Origin of the sequence: Microbacterium sp., from assembly GCF_047606385.1 — a bacterium.
Classification (GTDB): Bacteria; Actinomycetota; Actinomycetes; order Actinomycetales; family Microbacteriaceae; genus Microbacterium.
The window spans coordinates 1-20,884 of record NZ_JASGEL010000044.1; the positions used below are offsets into that span (position 1 = coordinate 1).

Annotated in this window: 19 protein-coding genes; 7 read left to right on the plus strand and 12 right to left on the minus strand. The window is 72.4% G+C overall.

Annotation, left to right across the window (positions count from 1 at the left end):
- Window positions 1-25: 25 nt before the first annotated feature.
- The 7 genes from QM626_RS04895 to QM626_RS04925 all read right to left on the minus strand — a co-directional run bounded on the left by QM626_RS04895 (window position 26) and on the right by QM626_RS04925 (window position 6,128).
- Window positions 26-1,255, minus strand: a complete 1,230-nt coding sequence (locus QM626_RS04895; protein ID WP_415074570.1) for a hypothetical protein — start codon at window positions 1,253-1,255, stop codon at window positions 26-28.
- Entirely contained in the window at window positions 1,252-1,761 is a 510-nt protein-coding gene (locus QM626_RS04900; protein ID WP_415074572.1) for a MarR family winged helix-turn-helix transcriptional regulator, read from the minus strand. Before QM626_RS04900 ends, QM626_RS04895 begins: the two co-directional genes overlap by 4 nt.
- A complete protein-coding gene (locus QM626_RS04905) occupies window positions 1,758-2,135 on the minus strand; it encodes a nuclear transport factor 2 family protein (RefSeq protein ID WP_415074574.1) in 378 nt (125 codons plus the stop codon). Before QM626_RS04905 ends, QM626_RS04900 begins: the two co-directional genes overlap by 4 nt.
- Window positions 2,132-2,986: a carbohydrate ABC transporter permease gene (locus tag QM626_RS04910; RefSeq protein WP_415074576.1), complete on the minus strand. Its 855-nt coding sequence runs from the start codon at window positions 2,984-2,986 to the stop codon at window positions 2,132-2,134. Before QM626_RS04910 ends, QM626_RS04905 begins: the two co-directional genes overlap by 4 nt.
- Window positions 2,983-3,942, minus strand: coding sequence for a carbohydrate ABC transporter permease (locus tag QM626_RS04915; protein ID WP_415074578.1), 960 nt, complete (start codon window positions 3,940-3,942; stop codon window positions 2,983-2,985). The genes QM626_RS04910 and QM626_RS04915 overlap by 4 nt, the downstream gene beginning before the upstream one ends.
- Before the next feature lie 25 nt (window positions 3,943-3,967).
- The gene (locus QM626_RS04920) at window positions 3,968-5,266 is read right to left on the minus strand and encodes an ABC transporter substrate-binding protein (protein ID WP_415074580.1); all 1,299 of its coding nucleotides are present in this window, start codon (window positions 5,264-5,266) and stop codon (window positions 3,968-3,970) included.
- Window positions 5,267-5,495: 229 nt separating this feature from the next.
- Entirely contained in the window at window positions 5,496-6,128 is a 633-nt protein-coding gene (locus tag QM626_RS04925; RefSeq protein ID WP_415074582.1) for a TetR/AcrR family transcriptional regulator C-terminal domain-containing protein, read from the minus strand.
- 63 nt (window positions 6,129-6,191) lie between these two features.
- Between QM626_RS04925 and QM626_RS04930 the strand changes: the two genes are divergently transcribed.
- Window positions 6,192-7,118, plus strand: a complete 927-nt coding sequence (locus QM626_RS04930; protein WP_415074584.1) for a zinc-binding alcohol dehydrogenase family protein — start codon at window positions 6,192-6,194, stop codon at window positions 7,116-7,118.
- A 7-nt stretch (window positions 7,119-7,125) separates the two neighbouring features.
- On the opposite strand, the gene QM626_RS04935 is transcribed toward QM626_RS04930, so the two are convergent.
- The 5 genes from QM626_RS04935 to QM626_RS04955 are packed head-to-tail and all read right to left on the minus strand — an operon-like array spanning window position 7,126 to window position 12,808.
- Window positions 7,126-10,905, minus strand: a complete 3,780-nt coding sequence (locus QM626_RS04935) for an ABC transporter ATP-binding protein (RefSeq protein ID WP_415074586.1) — start codon at window positions 10,903-10,905, stop codon at window positions 7,126-7,128.
- A complete protein-coding gene (locus QM626_RS04940) occupies window positions 10,902-11,378 on the minus strand; it encodes a MarR family winged helix-turn-helix transcriptional regulator (RefSeq protein WP_415074588.1) in 477 nt (158 codons plus the stop codon). The genes QM626_RS04935 and QM626_RS04940 overlap by 4 nt, the downstream gene beginning before the upstream one ends.
- A gap of 34 nt (window positions 11,379-11,412) precedes the next feature.
- Window positions 11,413-11,874: a phage tail protein gene (locus tag QM626_RS04945; protein WP_415074590.1), complete on the minus strand. Its 462-nt coding sequence runs from the start codon at window positions 11,872-11,874 to the stop codon at window positions 11,413-11,415.
- Between the two features lie 27 nt (window positions 11,875-11,901).
- Window positions 11,902-12,309, minus strand: coding sequence for a VOC family protein (locus QM626_RS04950; RefSeq protein ID WP_415074592.1), 408 nt, complete (start codon window positions 12,307-12,309; stop codon window positions 11,902-11,904).
- 10 nt (window positions 12,310-12,319) lie between these two features.
- Window positions 12,320-12,808, minus strand: coding sequence for a helix-turn-helix transcriptional regulator (locus QM626_RS04955; RefSeq protein ID WP_415074594.1), 489 nt, complete (start codon window positions 12,806-12,808; stop codon window positions 12,320-12,322).
- Window positions 12,809-12,816: 8 nt separating this feature from the next.
- Here QM626_RS04955 and QM626_RS04960 point away from each other — a divergent pair, with 8 nt between their 5' ends.
- The 6 genes from QM626_RS04960 to QM626_RS04985 are packed head-to-tail and all read left to right on the plus strand — an operon-like array spanning window position 12,817 to window position 20,874.
- A complete protein-coding gene (locus QM626_RS04960) occupies window positions 12,817-13,143 on the plus strand; it encodes an RNA polymerase sigma factor (protein ID WP_415074596.1) in 327 nt (108 codons plus the stop codon).
- Window positions 13,112-13,261 carry a sigma factor-like helix-turn-helix DNA-binding protein gene (locus QM626_RS04965; RefSeq protein ID WP_415074598.1) on the plus strand — a complete coding sequence of 50 codons (150 nt, stop codon included), beginning with the start codon at window positions 13,112-13,114 and terminating at the stop codon, window positions 13,259-13,261. The genes QM626_RS04960 and QM626_RS04965 overlap by 32 nt, the downstream gene beginning before the upstream one ends.
- On the plus strand, window positions 13,258-14,112 hold the full coding sequence (locus QM626_RS04970) for a hypothetical protein (RefSeq protein WP_415074600.1): 855 nt from the start codon (window positions 13,258-13,260) through the stop codon (window positions 14,110-14,112). Before QM626_RS04965 ends, QM626_RS04970 begins: the two co-directional genes overlap by 4 nt.
- 56 nt (window positions 14,113-14,168) lie before the next feature.
- Window positions 14,169-17,435, plus strand: coding sequence for a DUF2126 domain-containing protein (locus tag QM626_RS04975; RefSeq protein WP_415074602.1), 3,267 nt, complete (start codon window positions 14,169-14,171; stop codon window positions 17,433-17,435).
- Window positions 17,432-19,984: a circularly permuted type 2 ATP-grasp protein gene (locus tag QM626_RS04980; RefSeq protein ID WP_415074604.1), complete on the plus strand. Its 2,553-nt coding sequence runs from the start codon at window positions 17,432-17,434 to the stop codon at window positions 19,982-19,984. Before QM626_RS04975 ends, QM626_RS04980 begins: the two co-directional genes overlap by 4 nt.
- Window positions 19,981-20,874: a transglutaminase family protein gene (locus tag QM626_RS04985; protein WP_415074606.1), complete on the plus strand. Its 894-nt coding sequence runs from the start codon at window positions 19,981-19,983 to the stop codon at window positions 20,872-20,874. Before QM626_RS04980 ends, QM626_RS04985 begins: the two co-directional genes overlap by 4 nt.
- The last annotated feature ends 10 nt before the right edge of the window (window positions 20,875-20,884 follow it).

The window sequence follows — 20,884 nt, forward strand, 5'->3', positions numbered from 1 at the left end:
CCGGCGCCGGCGCGCAGCGTCGAGGTCACGCCACGAGCCCTCGCACCAGCCCGCCGGCGGCGGCCGCGACGGCGTCGACCCAGTCCGCCTGCACCGGGCAGCCGCGGGCGGCGAAGGTGCCGAGCCGGAACGCGTCCGCATCCGCGAGGTAGCCGATCCGCTCGTTCACGATCGACAGCACGATCGCCGGCACCGGCGAGGCAGCGGCGATGACGGCCGCGGCCCCGCAGGTCACCTCGCCGCTGACGCCGATGAGCACGGCGTCGCCGAGCACGGCGGCGGTGACGATCAGCTCGACCTCGTCCACATGCTCCTGGCTCATGCCGGGCGCCAGATGCGTGCCGCGCTTGGGGCGGCAGCCCACCACGATCTGCGCGGCGGCGACCGGCGCGGCATCCGTCCACTCGTGCAGCCCTTCGCGGACCGCGATCGCCTGTGACCCCACCGCGGCTCCCAGCTCGGCGACGTGCGCGGCGACATCGGCCGCCGTGGGGTCGTCACCGGCGTCGCGAGCGATCTCGAGGCTCCACGCCGGGGCCTGATCGCCGATCGAGCCGGGCAGCCACAGGGCCTCACCGCCCACGGCCGCCTCGACGGCCGCGGTCGCGGCGCCGGCCAGGTCGGGGCCCAGCCGGCGGGTGCCCAGGCTCACGGTCGGGTGCACGGCGTAGGTCAGCAGCGTCGCCACGGCGCGGCCGTCGAGGGCGTTCAGCGCGAGCACTCCGAGGGTCTTGTCGCTCGGCCCGCCGGGGTTCGTGCCCAGCATCCACCGCCCGTCGACGAGCTCGTCGCGGTTCTGGTTCACGGACACCGTGCCGGTGCCGAACGCGAGGGTCACCGGCTCCAGCCGCGTGTGGGCCGCCGCGACGGCGACGGCGACGGCGTCGAACAGCGCCTCGGTGAAGCGAAGCGACTCGGGGCTCGGGTCCCGCGAGAGACCGCCGGGCGGGGTGAGCCCGGCGCGCGGCGCGTTGTGCGAATGGCTCGCGCACAGCAGCACGGCAGAGGCGGGGATGCCGGTTTCCGTCTCGATGCGCGCGCGCAACGCGTCCGTGCGCCCGAACTCGAGCAGGTCGGCGGCGACGATCGCGACCGGGCCGGTGCCGCCGTCGACGACGACGGCACGGACGAGCAGCCGTCCCTCGACCGCGGTGAAGTCCTCGCCCATCGCGTTCAGGCCGGCCAGGTCGGCCGGGGTGACGTCGGTGCGGGCGGTGCCGGCGCGCAGGGCGGGGATGCCGGTCGGCCGGGTCATGCCGATTCCTCCTCGAGCTGCGGGCGCTGCTGCACCGTGTCCTCCAACTCGAGCAGCAGCAGCCGCAGCGGGTAGACGGCCGCCTCGATGCGGTGCTGATCGGCCGGCGACAGCCGCGCGAGCGCCGACTGCAGCACGTCGGCGCGGTCGTGACGGAACGTCTCGAGCACCTCGTGCCCCAACGCGGTGGCCGAGACGACCGCCGAGCGGTTGTTGCCGTCCGCGGTCCGGCGCTCGACCAGGCCGGCATGGGTGAGGCCCTTGAGCAGATTGCTCACCGTGGGCCGGGCCAGGTGCAGCCGCTCCGCGAGCTGCGACGGCGAGATCCCGTCGGTCATCGCGATCATCCGCAGCAGCGTCACCTGCGACTCGTTCGCCGGCAGGCGCTCGAACGAGTCCGTCGCCCGGCGCATCGTGCGCCACAGCGCCGGCACGAGGTGCGCGAGCTGCTCGACGGTGCGCGCATCGGAGGCGGGGATCGGCTCGTGGTCGGCTTGTTCTCTCATGCGGCACGCTCCATGAATGCGGAATGGAAGGAGATCAGGCGCGCCCCGCCCGCGGCATCCGTCGCCCAGACCGCGCTGCACAGCGTGTCCGAGCCGTGGGGGAGGCCCTTGAGCTCCATGTCGGCGATCTGCCGGTACACGAACACGGTCGTGGTCGGCAGGTGGTGGACCGACTCGTCGGCGAAGTCCAACCGGTGGTACCGCACGTCGCCGCGCTCGATCTTGTCGATCATGTTCCGCCCGCTGTCGATGAATCCCGAGGAATGGATGTACACGCAATCCTCGTCCATGAGGCGTGCGAGCTCGGCCGCATCGCCGCTGAGCAGGGCGCGCCGCCGCCGCTCCTCGAGCGCCTCGACCGGGACGTCCGTCATCCCGTCACCCCGCCCTCCGTGAGGCCGGACAGGATCTTCCGCTGCAGGAAGATGTACGCCAGCAGCATGGGGATCGCGGTCAGCAGCACGTACGCGAACACGAGATTCCACCGGATGCCGTACTGACCGGCGTTCGCGAAGTTGAACAGCGTCAGCGGCAGCGTCTGGTTGCCCGCGCCCTTGATCATGTACAGGGCGAAGAAGAAGTCGTTCCACACGTTGATGACGGTCATGATCGCCGCCGTGAACAGCACGGGGCGCAGCAGCGGCAGGACGACGTGCCAGAACATCTGCCACCTGCTGGCCCCGTCCAGCTGCGATGCCTCTTCGAAGTCGTGCGGGAGGGTGCGGATGTAGCCGGTGGTGAGGAACACGATCACCCCGACGCGCGTGCCGATCAGCGCGAGGATGTAGCCGAGCACCGACCCGGTCAGGCCCGTGCGCGTGAGCAGCACGACCGTGGGGACGATGGCGGGCGGCAGCACGATCGACAGCGCCATCACGTAGTACGCCACCTGCAGCCAGCGCGACGAGGTCCGCGCGAACGCCCACGCGGCCATCGAGCCGAGCAGCAGCACGGCGATGACCACCGGCACGGTGACCAGCAGGCTGTTCCACAGGCCGGTGAGGTAGCCGCCGTCGCCGAGGACCGCGACCAGGTTGTCCCAGAAGGCCCACTCGGTCGGAAGGTCGACCGTGGGGGTGGCGGCATCGCGCTCGGTCTTCCACGAGTTGACCAGCAGCATCCACAGCGGGAGGGCGACCCAGAACAGGGCGACCACGGACAGCAGGACGTAGCGGAGCCAGGCGTTCGATCGACGACCCGTGCCCACCCAGGTGGCGGCGCTCATGCGTGGACCTCCCTCTTGCGCAGCCACCAGATGAGGGGGACCGCGATGACGATCGCCATGAGCGCGATGATGAAGCTCAGGGCGCTCGAGGTGCCGAACAGGCCCTGCCCGTACTGGGTGTACACGGCGACGTTGAGCACCGAGGTGGCGTCGCCGGGTCCGCCCTTCGTGGTCGCGAAGATGACGTCCAGCGCGCTCAGCGATCCGACGAGGGTCACGACGACGTTGAAGGTCATGGCCGGGGCGAGCAGGGGGAACTCGACCGAGCGGAACCGACGCCAGGGCCCGGCGCCGTCGAGCACGGACGCCTCGACGACGGAGCGGGGGATGCCGTTGAGGCCGGAGATGTAGACGAGCGTGACCAGGCCGCTCCACTTCCAGGCGTCGACGAGGCCCACGGCCAGCAGCGCCGTGCTGCTGTCGCCCAGCCAGGAGTGCGAGAAGCCGGGGATCACCAGGCCGATCACGGCGTTGACCGGTCCGTCGGGGGAGAGGATCGCCGACCAGATGTAGCCGGCGGCCAGCGGCGAGAACAGCACCGGCAGGAAGAAGATCGAGCGGAAGACCGTGTTGACGCGGTCGGTCTGCTGCAGCGCCTTGCCCAGCGCCAGCCCGAAGGCGTTCTGCGCGACCATCGTGATCAGCGCGAACAGAAGCGTGACGATCGTGGCATGTCCGAGGACGCCGAGCGAGGCGAGGGTCGTGAAGTTGTCGAGCCCGTTGAACGAGATGGTGTTGCTGTACCCGGTCCACTTGGTGAAGCTGAGCACGCCGTTCGCGACGAACGGGCCGGCGAAGAAGAACGCGACGAGCAGGATCGCCGGCAGCGAGAACCACAGCAGGTAGAGGCGGCGGCGGGAGCGGGGGCGGCCCGGGGCGGGCCCCGCCGTGCGGGACGACGAGCGTCCCCGCACGGCGGAGCCGGTGAGAAGGCCGGCTTCGCGGCTGATGGTCATGGGCGATTCCGTCCTTCTGCGCGTCCTACTCGGCGGCGGCGCGGGCCTGGTCGATGTAGGTCTGGAACTCGTCGGCGGCCTCCTGCGCGGTCGACTGGCCCGCCAGCACCTTCATCGCCACCTTGCTGTAGTTCCCCCAGCCCGGCACCGTCATGTTCACCGACGGCGACTTGTCGTCGGCGGCGAGCAGGTCGGCCGCCTGCGCGTACAGCCCGGTGAACTCCGGCGCGGTCGCGGTGCTCAGCGTGGGCACGACCTGCCCGGCGTCCACATAGTCCTGGTAGCCCTCCGTCGTGACCCACTCGATGAAGTCGGCGGCCGCGCGCTCCTTGGTGCTGTCCCCGGTGTCGGGCACGAAGTAGGTGCCCTGCGGGCCGGGCGCGTAGGAGCCCAGGCCGTCGGAGGCGGAGATCGCGCCGAAGGACACGCTCTGGTCGGCGTTCGGGTCGGCCGCGTAGAACTGCGAGATGAAGTCCGAGGGCAGCACGGTCATCGCGGCGTCCCCGCTGAGGACCGCCGAGATGGCCTGATCGAAGGTCGCGGTGGTCGCGTCGTCGTTCAGGCAACCCTGGTCCTGCAGCTGGGTGAGCAGATCCAGCCCGGAGACCATCGGGCTGCCGTCGTCGCCGGCCTTCGCGCTGCCGTCTGCGAGCGACGCCGCGTAGTCGCCGTCGACGTTCGCGTCGGCGAGGTAGGTGAAGGCGGTGAGCATCTGGATCGGGAACTCGGATCCACCGGCCACGTAGACCGGGTCGGTGCCGGCGGCGGCCAGCGTGGAGCACTCCGAGAGCACGTCCTCGTAGCTGGTGGGAGCATCCAGACCCGCCGCGGCGAAGGCGTCGGCGTTGTAGAAGACGCCGAACGCGGACAGCGGACCCAGGATCGCGGCGTAGGTCTTGCCGTCGATCGAGCCCGCCTGGGTGGCCAGCGACCCCTCGGCGCTCACGAAGGAGAGCGAGCTGAGGTCGATCATGTTCTCGGAGACGTTGAGCTGGGCCATGTCCTGCGGGTTCGCGTGGTACTCGAGGATGTCGGGCCGCTCGCCGGTGGCCCACTTCGTCTGCACCGCGTTGGTGTAGGTGTCGTTGGGCAGGGTGACCAGTTCGATCGTGTTGCCGGAGGCGTCCTCGTATGCCTGGTAGAGGTCGAGCAGGGCCTGGGTGTCGCCGGACGTGTTCCACAGGGTCAGGGTCACGCCGGTGGGCGCGTCGCTGTCCATGTCGAGGGTGTCGGCGTTCGATCCGGACGAGCAGGCCGCGAGGCCGAGGGCGACGGCTGCCGTGGCGGCGCCGACCGCGAGCATGCGGCGGGGAGTGAACGTCATTGTCGTGTGTCCTCTTCGTTGAGTAGTGCCATGTGAGGTGCGATTGCGTCGGCGCGGCTACGTCGACGGGACAATTTTGCATAAGAAACCGTTTCTTTGCAAACATGAATCTTGCGACTCCTCCCCGCACGGATGGCGCCACTTTCCGACGACGGCGCCTGAAATCTCTGTAGCCGAGCGCAGGAACTGGCGCCATTGCGGCATGTCGCGGCCCGGCGGATCCTGCGGGTCAGCGCAGGGATGCGGCGATGCCGGCCAGGAGCATCTCGAGCTGTCGCTCGAACCGCGCGTCGCTGTCGTCGCGCACGTGCCCCGCCGCGACGACGAGCGGGGCGTCGGCGCCGATCGCGGCGTCACGGGCTGCGAGGCCGTATCGCTCCGGGTCGGAGGCGGCGGACTGCGAGCGCTCCTGCTCCTCGATGACGAAGCCGACGGTGAACGCCGTGACGACCTCGGCGGCGTCGATCGCCTGCTCCAGCGTGACGCCCTGCGTGGTCCACTGCTCGAGCCACGGCTCCTGCGCGCGCAGCACGGCGGGATCGGTGAGGCGCGTCCCGCTGAAGGTGCGCGCGCCGTCCCGGTGCGAGAGGTATTCGGCGCGCAGCGCGCGGGCGTAGCGGGCGAGACCCGAGCGCCAGTCGCCGACGGGGTCGAGCCCCACGGCGGTCTGCACGCGGCGCTGGATCTCGGTGCCCATCTCGTCGAGCAGCTCCTGTTTGCCGCGCACGTGCCAGTAGAGCGCCGGAGCCTTCACGTCGAGGCGGGCGGCCACGGCGCGCACCGTGACGGCGTCGATGCCGCCCTCGTCGAGCACCTCGAGGGCGGCGGCGACGAGCCGGTCGCGTGTGATCCCTTTCGCCATGCTTGACACCTTAATCGTGTTAAGCGCATACTCGACGTAAATGAACTTAGTTAAGGAGACATCATGCGCGCTGCCGTCCTGACCGGACCCGACACCATCCCCGCCTGCGCCGAGTTCCCCGAGCCCGAGGGCGACACCCTCGAGCTGGTGGGCGCCGGCATCCACCAGGTCGTCCGCTCGATCGCGACCGGCCGCCACTACGGCAGCGACCACGTCTACCCGCTCGTGCCGGGCGTGGACGCCGTGGCCCGCACCGCCGACGGGCGGCTCGTCTACACCGGTTGGCCGCGCGCCCCATGGGGCACGCTCGCCGAGCGCATGGCGACGCCGATCGGGCTGGACCTGCCCGCCGGCGCCGATCCGCTCGCGGTCGCCGCCGGCATGAACCCGGGCATGAGCGGATGGATGCCGCTGGTCCAGCGCACAGGCGAGACCGGCGCGCTCGGAACGGTGCTCGTGCTCGGCGCGACGGGCATGGCCGGCCGCCTGGCCGTGCAGGCGGCGTTCGCCCTCGGCGCGGAGCACGTGATCGCGGCCGGGCGGGACGCCGGCGCGCTGGCCGAGCTGACGGCATCCGGCGCCCAGGCCGTCTCGCTGGCCGATCCCGAGGCGCTGCGCGACGCGGTCGGTGCGCACACGCCCTCGCTCGTGCTCGACTACGTGTGGGGGCCGGTCGCCGAGGCCGCGTTCGCGGCGCTCGGGCGCCGGGGGCTCGACGACGACACCGCCGACATCTCCTACGTGCAGATCGGTGCGCTCGGGGGAGTGGACGCCGCGGTGCCCGCCACGCTGCTGCGGTCGCGGCGCATCCGGCTCTCGGGCAGCGGCGCCGGCTCGGTGTCGACCGAGCGGCTGCTGGCGGAGCTGCCGCGGATCATGGCGCTGATCGCCGACGGCACGCTCACGGTGCCGTACACGGCGTATCCGCTCGCACGGGTCGCCGAGGCCTGGACGCACGCGGGCCGCACCCGCGCAGTCGTCACGCCCTGACCCGGCCTCAGGCCGTCGCGAGCTCGAACGCCCGCCACATCCGGGCGTACGCGCCGTCCTGCTCGAGCAGCTCGGCGTGCGAGCCGACCTCGGCGACCCGGCCGTGCTCCAGCACGACGATGCGGTCCGCGCCCATCGCCGTCTGCAGCCGATGCGCGATCAGCACCGTGGTGCGGTCGCGCGAGAGCCGGTGCATCGCGTCGGTCACGCGTGCCTCGCTCGCCAGGTCCAGGTTCGAGGTGGCCTCGTCCAGCAGCAGGACGGCGGGCTCCACGAGCTCGGCACGGGCCAGCGCGATGAGCTGACGCTGGCCCGCCGAGAGCGACTTGCCGCGCTCCGCGATCTCGGTGTCGTAGCCGTGCGGGAGGGCGACGATCATCTCGTGGGCGCCGACGGCGCTGGCCGCGCGCTGCACGTCGGCGGGGGCGGCGTGCGGCCGGCCGTAGGCGATGTTCTCCGCGACCGTGCCGGTGAACAGGAACGACTCCTGGGGCACGTAGCCCAGCTCGGAGCGGAAGGCGCCGAGGTCGAGCCGCCGCAGGTCGACGTCGTCGGCGGTCACCGCGCCCGCATCCGGATCGTAGAAGCGGGCGACGAGCTTCATGACCGTGGACTTGCCGGCGCCCGTCTCGCCCACCAGCGCGACGGTCTCGCCCGGGCGGATCGTCAGCCGCACGCCGGAGAGCGCCTCGGCCGGCCGGCGCGTCCGCATCTCGGTGCCCGGCCCGCGGCGGTCGGCGGGACCGCGCCGCGCCTCGCTGGAGACGGGAGCGGTCGGATAGGCGAAGTGCACGTCCTCGACGGCCATCCGGCCGCTCAGCGCTCTCACGGCGACGGGGTCCGCCGGCTCCGGGGTGAGCGTCTCCAGCCGCATGAGCTCGGAGATGCGCGCCATCGACACCCGGGTCTGCTGCCACGCGTCGAACACCTGCGACAGCTGCTGGATGGGCGAGAAGAACATGTCGATGTACAGCAGGAACGCGATCAGCGCGCCCGTGGTCAGCTGGCCCTGCGCGACCAGGACCGCGCCCAGGCACAGCGCGATCGCATCGGCGACCGCCGAGAGGAACTGCACGAACGGGAAATAGGTCGCCACCAGCCGCTGCGCGCCGACGCGCGACTCGAGGTAGGACTCGCCCTGGGCGTGGAACCGGCGCATCGTCGCCGGCTCGTGCGTGAAGGCCTGCGACTCGCGCACGCCCGACAGGCTCTCCTGGAAGGACGCGTTCACGACCGCGATGCGATCGCGCGACTGGTCGTACAGCACCCGCGATCGACGCCGGAAGATCACGGTCGCGATCGCCAGCGGCACGATGACCGTGAGCACGGCCAGCCCGAGCGGCACGTCGACGACCACGAGCGCGACGCCGACGCCGACGAAGGTCACGAACGCGACCAGCGCCCCCAGCAGGCCGTTCTCCAGCAGGCTCGCGAACTGGTCGACGTCGGTGGTCATCCGCGTCATGATCCTGCCCGCCATCTCACGCTCGTAGTAGTCGAGCGAGAGCCGCTGCAGCTGCGCGAAGATCCGGATGCGCAGCGAGAGCATCACCCGCTGGGCCACCCGCCCGCTGAGGAAGGACGAGGCGATGCGGGCGAACAGGTCGAGGACCGTGAGGACCAGGTAGAACGCGGATGCCGAGAACAGGACGTCCATCGCGCTGGTGGTGACCCCGTCGTCGATGCCGACCTTGACCACCGCCGGGCCGAGCAGCCCGGCCACCGCGTCCAGGACGACGAACAGCAGAGCGATCGACAGCGGTCTGCGGAACTCGCGCAGCAGCGTCCGCAGCGAGAAGTCGCGTTCGTGGCGGCTCTCGCGCTCCATGACCACCGCCGGACGGTCCTTCGGCGGCGGCAGCTCGGCGACCCTCGCCATGAGCTCCGGAGTCGCCGCGAGGCTGCCGCGGAGGTTGCGGCCGCCGCTGCCGCCGCCGAGTCCGGCGCCGAGCCCCGGGGTGGTGCCGGCCAGCACGCGCGCCTGCCGTCCCGCGGCGAGCGAGGCCATCTCCACCCCCGCCTCGGCGGCGGGCGCCAGCGCGTCGACATCGCCGTGCCGGGCGGCATCCGTCGCCCGGAACAGCGCCTGGTAGACCTCGCTGCGGCCCGCGAGCTCGTCGTGGGTGCCCTGGTCGACGACGCGGCCGCGGTCGAGGACCACGATCCGGTCGGCCAGATGCAGGGTCGAATGGCGGTGCGCGACGAGGATGACGGTCCGCCCGGGCATCACGTGCAGGAGCGCGTCGTGGATCGACTGCTCGGTGCGGGCGTCGATGGCGCTGGTCGCGTCGTCGAGCACCAGGATCGCCGGGTCGCGCAGGATGGCGCGCGCCAGGGCCACGCGCTGGCGCTGTCCGCCCGAGAGGCTGAGGCCGCGCTCGCCGACGACGGTGTCGTATCCGTCCGGGAGGGCCATGATGAACTCGTGCGCCTCGGCTGCGCGGGCCGCGGCCTCGATCTGCGCGTCGGTGGCGTCCGGGGCGCCGTAGGCGATGTTGTCACGCACCGACTCGCTGAACAGGAACGCCTCCTCGAACGCCATGCCGATCGCCTGCCGCAGCGAGCCCAGCCGCACGTCGCGCACGTCGACGCCGCCGATCGCGACCGCTCCCGCCGTCGGGTCGTAGGTGCGCACGAGGAGCTTGCCGACCGTGGACTTCCCGCTGCCGCTCGCGCCGACCAGCGCCACGCGCTCGCCGGGCCGTACGGCCAGGGTGAAACCGTCGAGGATCGGGTGGTCCCCGGTGTAGCCGAAGCCGACCTCCCGGAACTCGATCGCGCCCGGCCGGGGCGGCAGGTCCACCGCGCCCGGCCGGTCGGAGATCGAGGGGGCGAGGTCGAGCAGCTGGAAGATGCGCTCGAAGCCCGCCCGGGCCTGCTGCGCGATGGTCAGGACGCCCGCGAGCTGGCGCGAGGGCGCCATGAGGCCCGCGATGTAGGTGGAGAAGGCGAGGAAGGTACCCAGCGTGATGGCGCCGGTGAGGGTCAGCGCGCCGCCGAGCGCGAGGACCGCGACCTGGCCGAGCACCGGCACCGTCTCCAGCAGCGGCTGATAGCGGGACTGGATGCGGACGCTGCGCATCTGCGAGCCGTACAGGCGCACCGAGGCCGCCGTGAGCCGCTCCAGCTCGCGACGCTCCTGGCCGAACGCCTTGACCACGCGCACGCCGCCGACGTCCTCGTCGACGATCTCGGCGACCTCGCCCTCCTTCTGCTGCGCGTCCCAGGAGGCGGGGAAGGTGCGCACCCGCATCAGGTACGTGATCCACAGCAGCGCCGGCACCATCACCAGGCTGATCACGCCCAGCAGCGGCGAGAGCACGAACATCACGACGATCGACAGCAGCATCGTCAGGCCGTTGCCGAACACCAGCGGCAGGAAGTTCAGGAAGCCCTGCGCCAGCGCGGTGTCGGAGTTCGCGCGCGCGACGAGCTGGCCGGTCGACATGCTCTCCAGTGCCGCGGCATCCATGCGCTGCAGGTGGTCGTGCATCTCGTTGCGCAGGTCGTTCTGGATGTCCAGGGCGACGCGCCCGCCCTGGAAGCGCCGGATCCGGGTGAAGACGAAGCCGAGCACGGCGAGGACGAGAAGGCCGGCGATCCAGATCCACAGCGGCGAGTCGCCGGCCACGATGACCTCGTCGACGATGCCGCGCGCGACCAGCGGAGTGGCCGTCTGCACCGCGGCGGCCAGGATCGCCGCGACCAGCGCGGCCACGAGGTGCCGGCGGTGACGGGCGAGGTAGCGTTCGAGGCGCCGGATCCAGCCCTGCGGCGCCCGGCTCATCGAGCCGCCTCGGACCCCGCGCAGGTGCCGTTCTCGCGCGCCGCGCGCCGCTCCTGGTGGCGAGCGCGGACGCCCTCGCCGAAGACCGCGAGCGCCGCCAGGGTGGCCTCCGCATCGGGCGTATGGCCGGCGATGTCGAGCACGACCCCCGCCAGCGCGGCGCGGGCGTCCTGCAGGGTGCGGGCGCCCCGGTCCGTGAGGGCGAGGTCGACGGCCCGGCGATCGTCCTCGCGGGTCTGGCGCGCGAGGAGTCCTCGACGCACGAGCGAGTCGACGGTGGCGCTGACGGCCGGCTTGCCGAGCGCGAGCATGCCGGCGAGCCGGGAGGCGCGGTCGATGCCGTCGGAGATGGCGGACAGCATCCGGAAGTCCGCCATGCTGATGTCGGGCAACGCCCGATCGAGCATGCGCGCCGAGCGTGTCAGCGCGCGCACGGCCTCGTCGAGGTGCTCCGGCTCAGTTGGTTCGATCACTGAACCATTGTGCACCCGTTTCGGGAGTCGCCGGTCAGTGCTCGCTCTTGATGGTGAAGTAGGAGCCGCGGATGGTCCCGGCGAGCTTGGACTTCTGCCGGGCGAACTTGAACGACGCGAGCTCGGCCGGGACCTCCATGCCCTCCGAGAGCTTGAAGCCGACGGCGCGCTTGCCGGGGTCGTCGAGCGTGTACATCACGTTGAGCGCGAGCCCGCTCTGATAGAACACGTAGGCGAACCGGATGCCGCCGGCCTCGAAGCTCGTCGCCTCCAGCGCCGGGGACGAGATGACGATCCCTCGCTCCTCGTCGAGGATGCGGCGCACCCAGTCGATCGTCTCCTGCGCCGCCTCGGCCGGCTCGACGGTGAAGTCGTGATCGAACTTGTTCTTGATGTAGCGGGCCTCGTTCGCCCGCAGCCCGGCGAGCGCCGGGGCGACGGGCGAGGACTCCAGCCCCACGGGCGAGACGGTGTGGAAATCCACCTGGTATGACATGACGCGTGTCCTTCTCGATGCGGGTGATCAGCGCTGCTGGATGCGGATGAGGTTGCCGGCGGGGTCGCGTACCGCGCAGTCCCGCAGCCCGTAGTCCTGGTCCTTGGGCTCCTGCACGACCTCGACGTCGCGGGCGACGAGTCGCTCGAACAGGGCGTCGAGGTCGTCGGTGGCGAGGTTGACGCCGAAGTAGGTGCCCTTGGCGACCAGCTCCTGCAGCATCGCCTTCTCCTCGTCCGTGAGGCCGGGCGCGACGGTCGGCGGGACCAGCACGATCGCGGTGCTGGGCTGGTCGGCGGGGCCGACCGTGATCCAGCGCAGGTCGCCGTAGCCGACGTCGAGACGCACCTCGAAGTCGAGCACGTCCCGGTAGAACGCGAGCGAGGCGTCGGGGTCGGTGTGGGGCAGGAAGCTGGAGTGAATCGTGATGTCCATGTCGGTCACGCTAGCCACGCGCGTCGGCCGGCGCTTCTCGATTCCTGACCGGTCTGGAGATCTCGCGCACGATGCATGGCAGCATCCCCTCGGCAGGATGGGAGCCGCTCTCGCGATAGACGCTCGGCGGGACCCCCACGAGCTCGGCGAAGCGCGTGCTGAACGTGCCCAGCGAACCGCAGCCCACCGCGTGGCAGATGTCGGTCACGGACAGGTCGGTCGTGCGCAGCAGCGTCATCGCGCGCTCGATGCGACGGGTCATGAGATAGGAGTACGGCGATTCGCCGAAGGCGCGCTTGAACTGGCGGCTGAGATGGCCCGCCGACATATAGGCTCCCGTGGCGAGCGCCTCCACGTCCAGCGGCTGCGCGTACTCGCGGTCGATCCGGTCGCGCACGCGCCGCAGCGTCGCGAGCTCCCGCAGTCGCACATCCTCGGTCACGCCCCCTATCGTCCCACTCCTGGGATCCGGTGTGACCGTTCCGGCTGGTGCGGACATGATGAAGCGTGGAGGACGAATCGGATGCCGTCGTGTGGCGCCGGCTGCTCGGCGGTGACGCCCGCAGCTTCGGGACGATCTGGGACCGCCACCGCGACCGTGTCTTCCGTCACTTGATCGCCGCGGGCACGGCGCGCAGCGACGCGGAAGACCTGACGGCGGTGGTGTTCCTGGAGCTGTGGCGCCGTCGCGGCGCCGCGCGGCTGGTGAACGACTCGCTGGCGCCGTGGCTGATCGTCACGGCGCAGAACGTGCGGCGCAACGCCGCGCGGGCAGCGCGCTGCGGACGCGCGGCTGCTCGCGATGACCGCGCTGGAAGGGTTCACCGTGCGTGAGGCCGCGGCCGCACTGGGCATCTCCGAGCCGGCCGCGAAGATGCGGCTGAGCAGGCTCCGGACACGCATCGTGGCGGCCGTGGACGTGCAACGGCTGCCGGAGGGAGGCACGTCATGATCCGAGGATTCGATCTCCGTCGCTCCGAGGCGATCCGCGCCGGTCTGATCGTCCACGCGACGGGTGCGCGGCGCCGGATCCGTCGAGGACTGTGGGGCATCGGGCTCGTGCTCGCCGGTGTCATCGCCGGTGCAGGCGCCTCGGCCGCGGCCTTCGCCGCGACCGGCACACTGGGATCCGGGACGACCGCAGCCGGCGTCGTCATCGAGCAGCCGGACGGCTCCGGCGGCTCCGGCGACGCGGCCCTCGAGCCGATCGACGCGCCGCCCGGCACAACGCCCGGGGCATCCGTCGCCTCGATGCTCGGCGCCCCGCTCGCACAGACGATCGTCGCCGAGACCCGTCTCGATCTGAGTGATCGACCCGCGGCGGCGACGCATGTGCGGGTCACCGTCACCTGCCTCACCGCAGGCTCGATCTCGTGGGGGACCGATCCCGCGGGGAACAACCCGTCCAGCTCCTGCACCGTCGCCGACCTGGGCGCGGAGCCGGCCAGCGCATGGATGGACGTTCCGCTCGACGCCGCCACCGACGCGCTGTACATCACCCCGGGCGAGGGCGCCGAGGCCTCCGTCGTGCTGCAGTACGAGACGCTCATCCCGACCAGGCTCGGCGTCAACGCGAACGGCGAGACCTACGGCATCGAGACGGCTGCGCAGGGACGCCCCGACCTGATCCTCGTGCAGGGCACGGCGTCGGACGGCACCGCCGTGGCGGGGTACGTCCGCGCGACCGAGCTGGACGCCGCGGACGGCGCATCCGGCTTCGCCATGACGACCGAGCCCCGCGACATCCCGGTATACGAATCCGACGGCACGACCCGGATCGGCATCTTCCACGTCGGCGACTGAACACCACCGGCCGGACGCGTAACCACGGCGCAACAGATCTCGGCGATGCTGTACCCATGTCGATCAAGGTGGCGTTGCGCCACGACACCTCCTACGAGTTCGCCCGCCCCATCACGGTCGGCCCGCACCTGGTGCGCCTTCGCCCCGCCCCGCACTCGCGCACGCCCATCGAGGCGTACTCGCTCGAGGTGAGCCCGAAGGAGCACTTCGTCAACTGGCAGCAGGACCCGTTCGGGAACTGGATCGCGCGCCTCGTGTTCCCCGAGAAGATCGACCACCTGCGGATCACCGTCGGGCTCGTCGCCGACATGATGGTCGTCAACCCGTTCGACTTCTTCATCGAGGAGTATGCCGAGCGGTTCCCGTTCGACTACGCCTCGGAGCTGGCGGCCGACCTCGCGCCCTACCTGCGTCCGGTCGAGGGCAGCGACCGCGCCGACGGGTGGCGCCGAGAGCTGCCGGAGCTGCCGGCGGACGGCGTGCCCACCGTGACCTTCCTCGCGGACCTCAACGCCGCCGTCCACCGCGACGTCGCCTACAGCGTGCGCATGGAGCCCGGCGTGCAGACCCCGGACCAGACCCTCGAGCGCGCGATCGGCTCCTGCCGCGACAGCGCCTGGCTGCTGGTGAGCCTGCTGCGCCAGTACGGCCTCGCGGCCCGCTTCGTCTCCGGCTACCTCGTGCAGCTCACCGCCGACGTGCCCTCCCTCGACGGCCCGAGCGGGCCGGAGGCCGACTTCACGGACCTGCACGCATGGTGCGAGGTCTATGTCCCCGGGGCCGGATGGATCGGCATGGACCCCACCAGCGCGCTGTTCGCGGGCGAGGGGCACATCCCGCTCTCCGCGACGCCGCATCCGGCCTCGGCCGCGCCCATCGAGGGCGTCACCGAGCCGGTGGCGGTGCGCTTCGACTTCGCCAACGAGGTCACCCGCATCCACGAGGACCCGCGTACCACCAAACCCCTCACCGACGAGCAGTGGGCCCGGATCGACGCCGTGGGCGAGCAGGTCGACGAGCGCCTGCGCCGCGGCGACGTGCGGCTGACGATGGGCGGCGAGCCGACCTTCGTCTCCCTCGACGACAGCACCAGCCCGGAGTGGAACACCGACGCCGACGGCCCGCACAAGCGCGAGCTCGCGAACGTCCTCGCCGAACGGCTCCGCGAGACGTATGCCCGCGGCGGCATCGTCCACCGCGGGCAGGGCAAGTGGTACCCCGGCGAACCGCTGCCGCGCTGGAACATCGCGCTGCAGTGGCTCACCGACGGCACGCCGCTGTGGCACGACGCCGGCCTGTTCGCCGATCCGTGGTCGCAGGCCCGGGACGCCGACGGGCCCGCGCACGCGGAGACGCTGGCGCGGGAGGTCACCCGCCGGCTCGGCCTGCCCGCCTCGCAGCTGCTGCCCGCGTTCGAGGACCCGCTGGCGGACTTCGTCGCGGAGCTGCGGCGGCCGGCGGGTCCGCGCCCGGAGAGCGAGGATCCCGACGTCGCCGCGCTCGATCGCGACGTCACCGAGCCCACCGGCTGGGTGCTGCCGATCACCACCGAGGGCGAGTGGACGAGTCCGGCATGGCGCTTCCGCCGCGGGCGCCTGGTGCTCGGGCCCGGCACGAGCCCGGTGGGGCTGCGCCTGCCGCTGGACGCCGTCGCCTGGAGCGACCCGGACGCGCCGGCCGAGCCCTCGTACCTCGAGCCCGGCCCGGCGGTGGAACCGCGATCGCGCGCGGCGGCGGTCGTCGACCCGGAGGGGGCGGCGACCACCGCCCTCGCGTTCGAGCTCCGCGACGGCTGGACGCACGTCTTCCTGCCGCCGACCACGACCCTCGAGGCCTATGTCGACCTGCTCGCCGTCATCGAGGAGGCCGCGGCGGCGACCGGCGTCCGCCTCGTGGTCGAGGGATACGGACCGCCGCCGGACTCCCGCCTCACCCAGCTGATCGTGACCCCCGACCCGGGCGTCATCGAGGTCAACGTGCAGCCCACCGCCAGCTGGGCGGAGCAGCGAGCGCTGACCGAGACGCTCTACGACCAGGCGCGCCGCTCCCGCCTGTCCACCGAGAAGTTCGACCTCGACGGACTGCACACCGGCACCGGCGGCGGCAACCACATCACCCTCGGCGGCAGCCACCCGGCGGACTCGCCCCTGCTGCGCCGCCCCGATCTGCTCGCGAGCCTCATCGCCTACTGGCAGCGGCATCCGAGTCTCTCGTATCTGTTCTCCGGCCGCTTCATCGGCCCGACCAGCCAGGCGCCGCGGTTCGACGAGGGCCGTCCCGAGGCGGTCTACGAGATGGAGATCGCCCTGCACGAGGTGCGCCGGCTCGCCGCGCGCGCCGCGGAGCTGGGCGAGGAGCCGCTGCCATGGCTCGTCGACCGGGCGTTCCGCCACCTGCTGACCGACCTCACCGGCAACACCCACCGCGCCGAGTTCTGCATCGACAAGCTCTACAGTCCCGACTCCAGCCGCGGCCGGCTCGGCCTGCTCGAGCTGCGCGGGTTCGAGATGCCGCCGCATCCGCGGCTCGCCCTGGTGCAGGCGCTGCTGGTGCGGAGCCTCGTCGCGATGTTCTGGGACGAGCCGTTCACCGCGCCCCTGGTGCGCTGGGGGACCCGGCTGCACGAGGACTTCCTGCTGCCGCAGGGCGCCGCCCACGACATCGCCGAGGTCGTCGCCGACCTGCGCGCGGCGGGCATCGCGTTCGAGGAGACCTGGCTCGACCCGTTCACCGAGTTCCGCTTCCCCCGCATCGGCCTGGCCCGGCTCGCCGCGGGCGCCCAGGGACCGATCGAGCTCGAGCTGCGCCAGGCCGTCGAGCCGTGGCACGTGCTCGGCGAGGAGGCCGCCTCCGGCGGCACGGCCCGCTACGTCGACTCGTCCGTCGAGCGCGTCCAGGTCACGGTGCGCGGCGTCGATCCGGCGAAGCACCTCGTCACATGCCAGAGTGTTCCTGTGCCCCTGACCTCCACCGGCCGCCTCGGCGAGTACTACGCCGGCGTCCGCTATCGCGCCTGGCAGCCCTGGTCGGCGCTGCACCCGACCATCGAGGTGCACGCCCCGCTCGTGTTCGACGTGGTGGACGCCGACGCCGCCGTGTCCCTGGGAGGCGCCACCTACCACGTGGTCCATCCCGGCGGCCGTGCCTACGACCGTCCCCCCGTCAACGCCAACGAGGCCGAGGCCCGCCGGGCCAGCCGGTTCGAGCCGCACGGGCACACCACGGGCCGCATCGACGTCGCGGCGCTGCGCGAGGCCGGCCGCCGCGCCCACAGCTCCGACTACCCGCACACCCTCGACCTGCGCAGGGTCAGCGCCGGGTGAGCGCCGCCACCCGTGCCGGGAGACGGACGCCGACGGTGAGCGTGCTGCACGAGTACGTCGCCTCGATCGGTGCGCCGACGCTGCCGCTGCCCGGAGCGCAGCCGGCGCGGTTCGACGAGGTCGTGGACGCCGACGGCGCGCTGCGTCCGCCGTGGCGGGCGATGGCCGCCGCCGCGTACGACCTGACGGCCGAGGAGCTGCGTCGCGTCGACGAGGAGATCGCGACGCTGCTCGACGACGACGGCGTCACCTATGAGCATCCGGATGCCGGCAGCATCCGCTGGGGGCTCGACCCGGTGCCGCTCGTGCTCGACGCCGCGACCTGGAACCCGCTCGAGGTCGGTCTGGCGCAGCGCGCCGAACTGCTCAGCGCCCTGCTGACCGACCTGTACGGCCCGCAGCGGGTGCTCAGCGAGCGCATCGTGCCGGCCGCGGCCGTGTTCGGGCACTCCGGCTTCGCGCGCCCGCTCGTGCGCGCAGGCGTCGACCCGCATCCGCTGGTGCTGTCCGGTGCCGACCTCGGCCGCGACGCGGCGGGGGAGTGGCGCGTGCTCGCCGACCGGGTGCAGGCGCCGTCGGGCCTCGGCTTCGCGATGGAGAACCGCCGCGTCATCTCGCGCGTGCTGCCCGACCTGTACCAGGAGGCGGGGCTGCATCGCATGGAGCCGTACTTCGCGGCGCTGCGCTCCTCGCTGCTGCAGGCGGCCCCCGAGGGCGCCGTCGACCCGCGCGTGGTCGTCCTCTCGCCGGGCCCGCGCTCCGAGACCGCCTACGACCAGGCGTTCCTCGCGAACGTGCTGGGCTTCCCGCTCGTGCAGGGCGGCGACCTCGTGATGCGCGACGGCTTCGTGTGGATGAAGCCGTCCGGGTATCCGCATCGCGACGCCGTCGAGCGCGTCGACGTGATCCTGCGGCGAGTGGATGCCGAATGGTGCGACCCGCTGGAGCTGCGCGCCGGGTCGCGGCTCGGCTTCCCCGGCCTGGTCGAGGCCGTGCGGCGCGGGCACGTGCGCGTGGTCAACGCCCTCGGCGCCGGCGTGCTCGAGAACCCGGCCCTGCTGCCGTTCCTGCCGGCCGTGTGCGAGCGCCTGCTCGGCGAGCAGCTGCGGCTGCCGTCCGCACCGGTCTGGTGGTGCGGCGAGCCGGAAGGGCTCGGCCGCGTGCTCGGCCAGATCGGCACCGACCAGCTCAGCATCCGCACGATCGACGGCCGCTCGGCGGAGCTGGCGGCGATCCCGGCCGACGAGCTGCGCCGCCGCATCCGCGACGAGCCGCACCGCTATGTCGGGCGCGAGCTGCTGCCGCTGTCACAGGTGCCGGCCTGGTCGTCGCTGGCCAGCGCCGACGGCGGCGCCGTGCCGCGCCAGGTGACGCTGCGCACCTTCACGATCCGCGACGGCGGCGCCTACCGGCCGCTCGTGGGAGGCCTCGCGACGCTCGCGGGAACCGCCGGGAACGCGCCGATCACCAAGGACGTGTGGGTGCTCAAGGCCGCCGCCGCCGATCCCGACCAGGGACTGTCGGGCTTCGCGCCGCTGAGCCTCGCGCGGGCGACGCCCGTGCTGGCCCCGCGTGCGCAGGAGGACATGTTCTGGGTCGGGCGCTACGCCGAGCGCACGGAGGATCTGCTGCGCCTGGTCATCACGACCCGCGCCTTCGCGGAGCAGCTCGACTACGCGTCCTCGACCGCGGGCGGCAGCACGACGACCGCGCTGCATCGCGCCGCCGAGCGCCTGGCCGGCCGCCGGCATGCCGACCCGGCGGACGAGCTGCGGTCGCTGCTGCTGGACGCCGATCGTCCCGGCTCGGTCGCGCACTCGCTTGAGCGGCTGCGCGAGGCGCTGGAGGAGGTGCGCGACCAGCTCTCCGGCGACGTCTGGCGCGTGTTCGGCGCGGTCGAGCGCTCGGCGGCGACACTGCGCGGCTCACGGCACGCGCAGCGCATCCCGGAAGCGGCGGGCCGGATGCTGACCGGTGTGCTGTCGCTGCACGGCGTCACCGCGAACATGATCCAGGACTCCGGCTGGCACATGATCGAGATCGGCCGCTACCTGGAGCGGACCCTCCAGCTGTGCACGCTGCTGTCGGCCACGATCGCGGGCACCGCCGCCGGCGACGCCGAGCGTGCCGTGCTCGAGGGCACCCTCATGACGGCCGAGAGCTCCGTCACCCACCGCCGCCGCTACCGCGGCGACGTCCGCATCCGCGGGGCGCTCGAACTGCTGCTGACGGACGCCGAGAACCCGCGCTCGATCGCGTTCTCCCTCGCGCGGGTGCGCGCCCACCTGCAGGCGCTGCCGGCATCCACCGGCTCGACCCGCCCGGAACGGCTGCTGGAGCATCTCGAGGACGTCGTCGACACGGCCGATCTCGCCGACCTCGCCGTGCGGGAGGGCGGGGAGCGTCGTGCCCTGACCGCGTTCCTCGGCGACGTCGCCGATCAGGTGCAGCGCCTCTCCGACGCGATCCTCGCGGTGCACGTGGCCAGCGGCCCCGCGCCCCAGGCGCTGTCCTCGCTCGCTCTCGTCGAGGAGCAGATGAGCGCATGAGGTACCGCGTCACCCATCGCACCGACTACTCCTACGACGCCGACGTCAGCGGCAGCTTCGGGTTCGCGCACCTGACCCCGCGCGCGCTGACCTCTCAGCGCACCTCCGATCACCGCGTCGCCATCGAGCCGGCACCCGGAGACCTGCGCACGCACGTGGACGGCTACGGCAACACGGCCACCTACTTCCATGTGACCGAGCCGCACCGCCGGCTGACGATCGACGCGTCCACCGAGGTCGACGTCCTCGCGCCGGTCTACGACGCGCAGGCGCTGGCCGCGCCGTGGGAGAGCGCACGCCCGCTCGCGCATCCCGGCACGCGCGGCGCGTGGGCGGCGACGGAGTTCGCCCTCGCCTCGCCGAAGGTGCTGCAGGTGCCGGACGCGACCGAGTACGCCGCCGCGTCCCTGCTGCCCGGACGCCCCATCGGCGAGGCGGTGACCGACCTGATGCACCGCATCAAGGCGGACTTCCACTACGACGGCACCGCGACCACCGTCACCAGCACCGTGCCGGACGTGCTCGCCAAGCGCGCCGGCGTGTGCCAGGACTTCGCCCACCTCGCCCTCGCCTGTCTGCGCGGTCACGGTGTCGCCGCCCGCTATGTGAGCGGGTACCTGGCGACCACGCCGCCGCCGGGACGGGCGCGGGTGGTGGGCGCAGACGCCTCGCACGCCTGGGTGGCGGTCTGGCTCCCGGCGTCCGACCAGTGGCTCGCGTTCGACCCGACGAACGACCAGTGGGTCGCCGACCGCCACGTCACGGTCGCCTGGGGACGCGACTACGGCGACGTCACTCCGGTCAAGGGCGTCATCTACACCGAGGCGAAGCGCTCCACGCTGCGCGTGTCGGTCGACGTCGCGCCGCTCGAGTCGTACGCCCCCGCCTGAGCGCAAGCCC

Excerpts from the sequence above, each read along its gene's own strand:
- QM626_RS04945 (WP_415074590.1), bottom strand. The coding sequence starts at position 11,874 with ATGTCATACCAGGTGGATTTCCACACCGTCTCGCCCGTGGGGCTGGAG.
- QM626_RS04920 (WP_415074580.1), bottom strand. The coding sequence starts at position 5,266 with ATGACGTTCACTCCCCGCCGCATGCTCGCGGTCGGCGCCGCCACGGCA.
- QM626_RS04970 (WP_415074600.1), top strand. The coding sequence starts at position 13,258 with ATGATCCGAGGATTCGATCTCCGTCGCTCCGAGGCGATCCGCGCCGGT.
- QM626_RS04975 (WP_415074602.1), top strand. The coding sequence starts at position 14,169 with ATGTCGATCAAGGTGGCGTTGCGCCACGACACCTCCTACGAGTTCGCC.
- QM626_RS04935 (WP_415074586.1), bottom strand. The coding sequence starts at position 10,905 with ATGAGCCGGGCGCCGCAGGGCTGGATCCGGCGCCTCGAACGCTACCTC.
- QM626_RS04905 (WP_415074574.1), bottom strand. The coding sequence starts at position 2,135 with ATGACGGACGTCCCGGTCGAGGCGCTCGAGGAGCGGCGGCGGCGCGCC.
- QM626_RS04985 (WP_415074606.1), top strand. The coding sequence starts at position 19,981 with ATGAGGTACCGCGTCACCCATCGCACCGACTACTCCTACGACGCCGAC.
- QM626_RS04900 (WP_415074572.1), bottom strand. The coding sequence starts at position 1,761 with ATGAGAGAACAAGCCGACCACGAGCCGATCCCCGCCTCCGATGCGCGC.
- QM626_RS04910 (WP_415074576.1), bottom strand. The coding sequence starts at position 2,986 with ATGAGCGCCGCCACCTGGGTGGGCACGGGTCGTCGATCGAACGCCTGG.
- QM626_RS04965 (WP_415074598.1), top strand. The coding sequence starts at position 13,112 with ATGACCGCGCTGGAAGGGTTCACCGTGCGTGAGGCCGCGGCCGCACTG.
- QM626_RS04895 (WP_415074570.1), bottom strand. The coding sequence starts at position 1,255 with ATGACCCGGCCGACCGGCATCCCCGCCCTGCGCGCCGGCACCGCCCGC.
- QM626_RS04955 (WP_415074594.1), bottom strand. The coding sequence starts at position 12,808 with ATGTCCGCACCAGCCGGAACGGTCACACCGGATCCCAGGAGTGGGACG.
- QM626_RS04915 (WP_415074578.1), bottom strand. The coding sequence starts at position 3,942 with ATGACCATCAGCCGCGAAGCCGGCCTTCTCACCGGCTCCGCCGTGCGG.
- QM626_RS04950 (WP_415074592.1), bottom strand. The coding sequence starts at position 12,309 with ATGGACATCACGATTCACTCCAGCTTCCTGCCCCACACCGACCCCGAC.
- QM626_RS04925 (WP_415074582.1), bottom strand. The coding sequence starts at position 6,128 with ATGGCGAAAGGGATCACACGCGACCGGCTCGTCGCCGCCGCCCTCGAG.
- QM626_RS04930 (WP_415074584.1), top strand. The coding sequence starts at position 6,192 with ATGCGCGCTGCCGTCCTGACCGGACCCGACACCATCCCCGCCTGCGCC.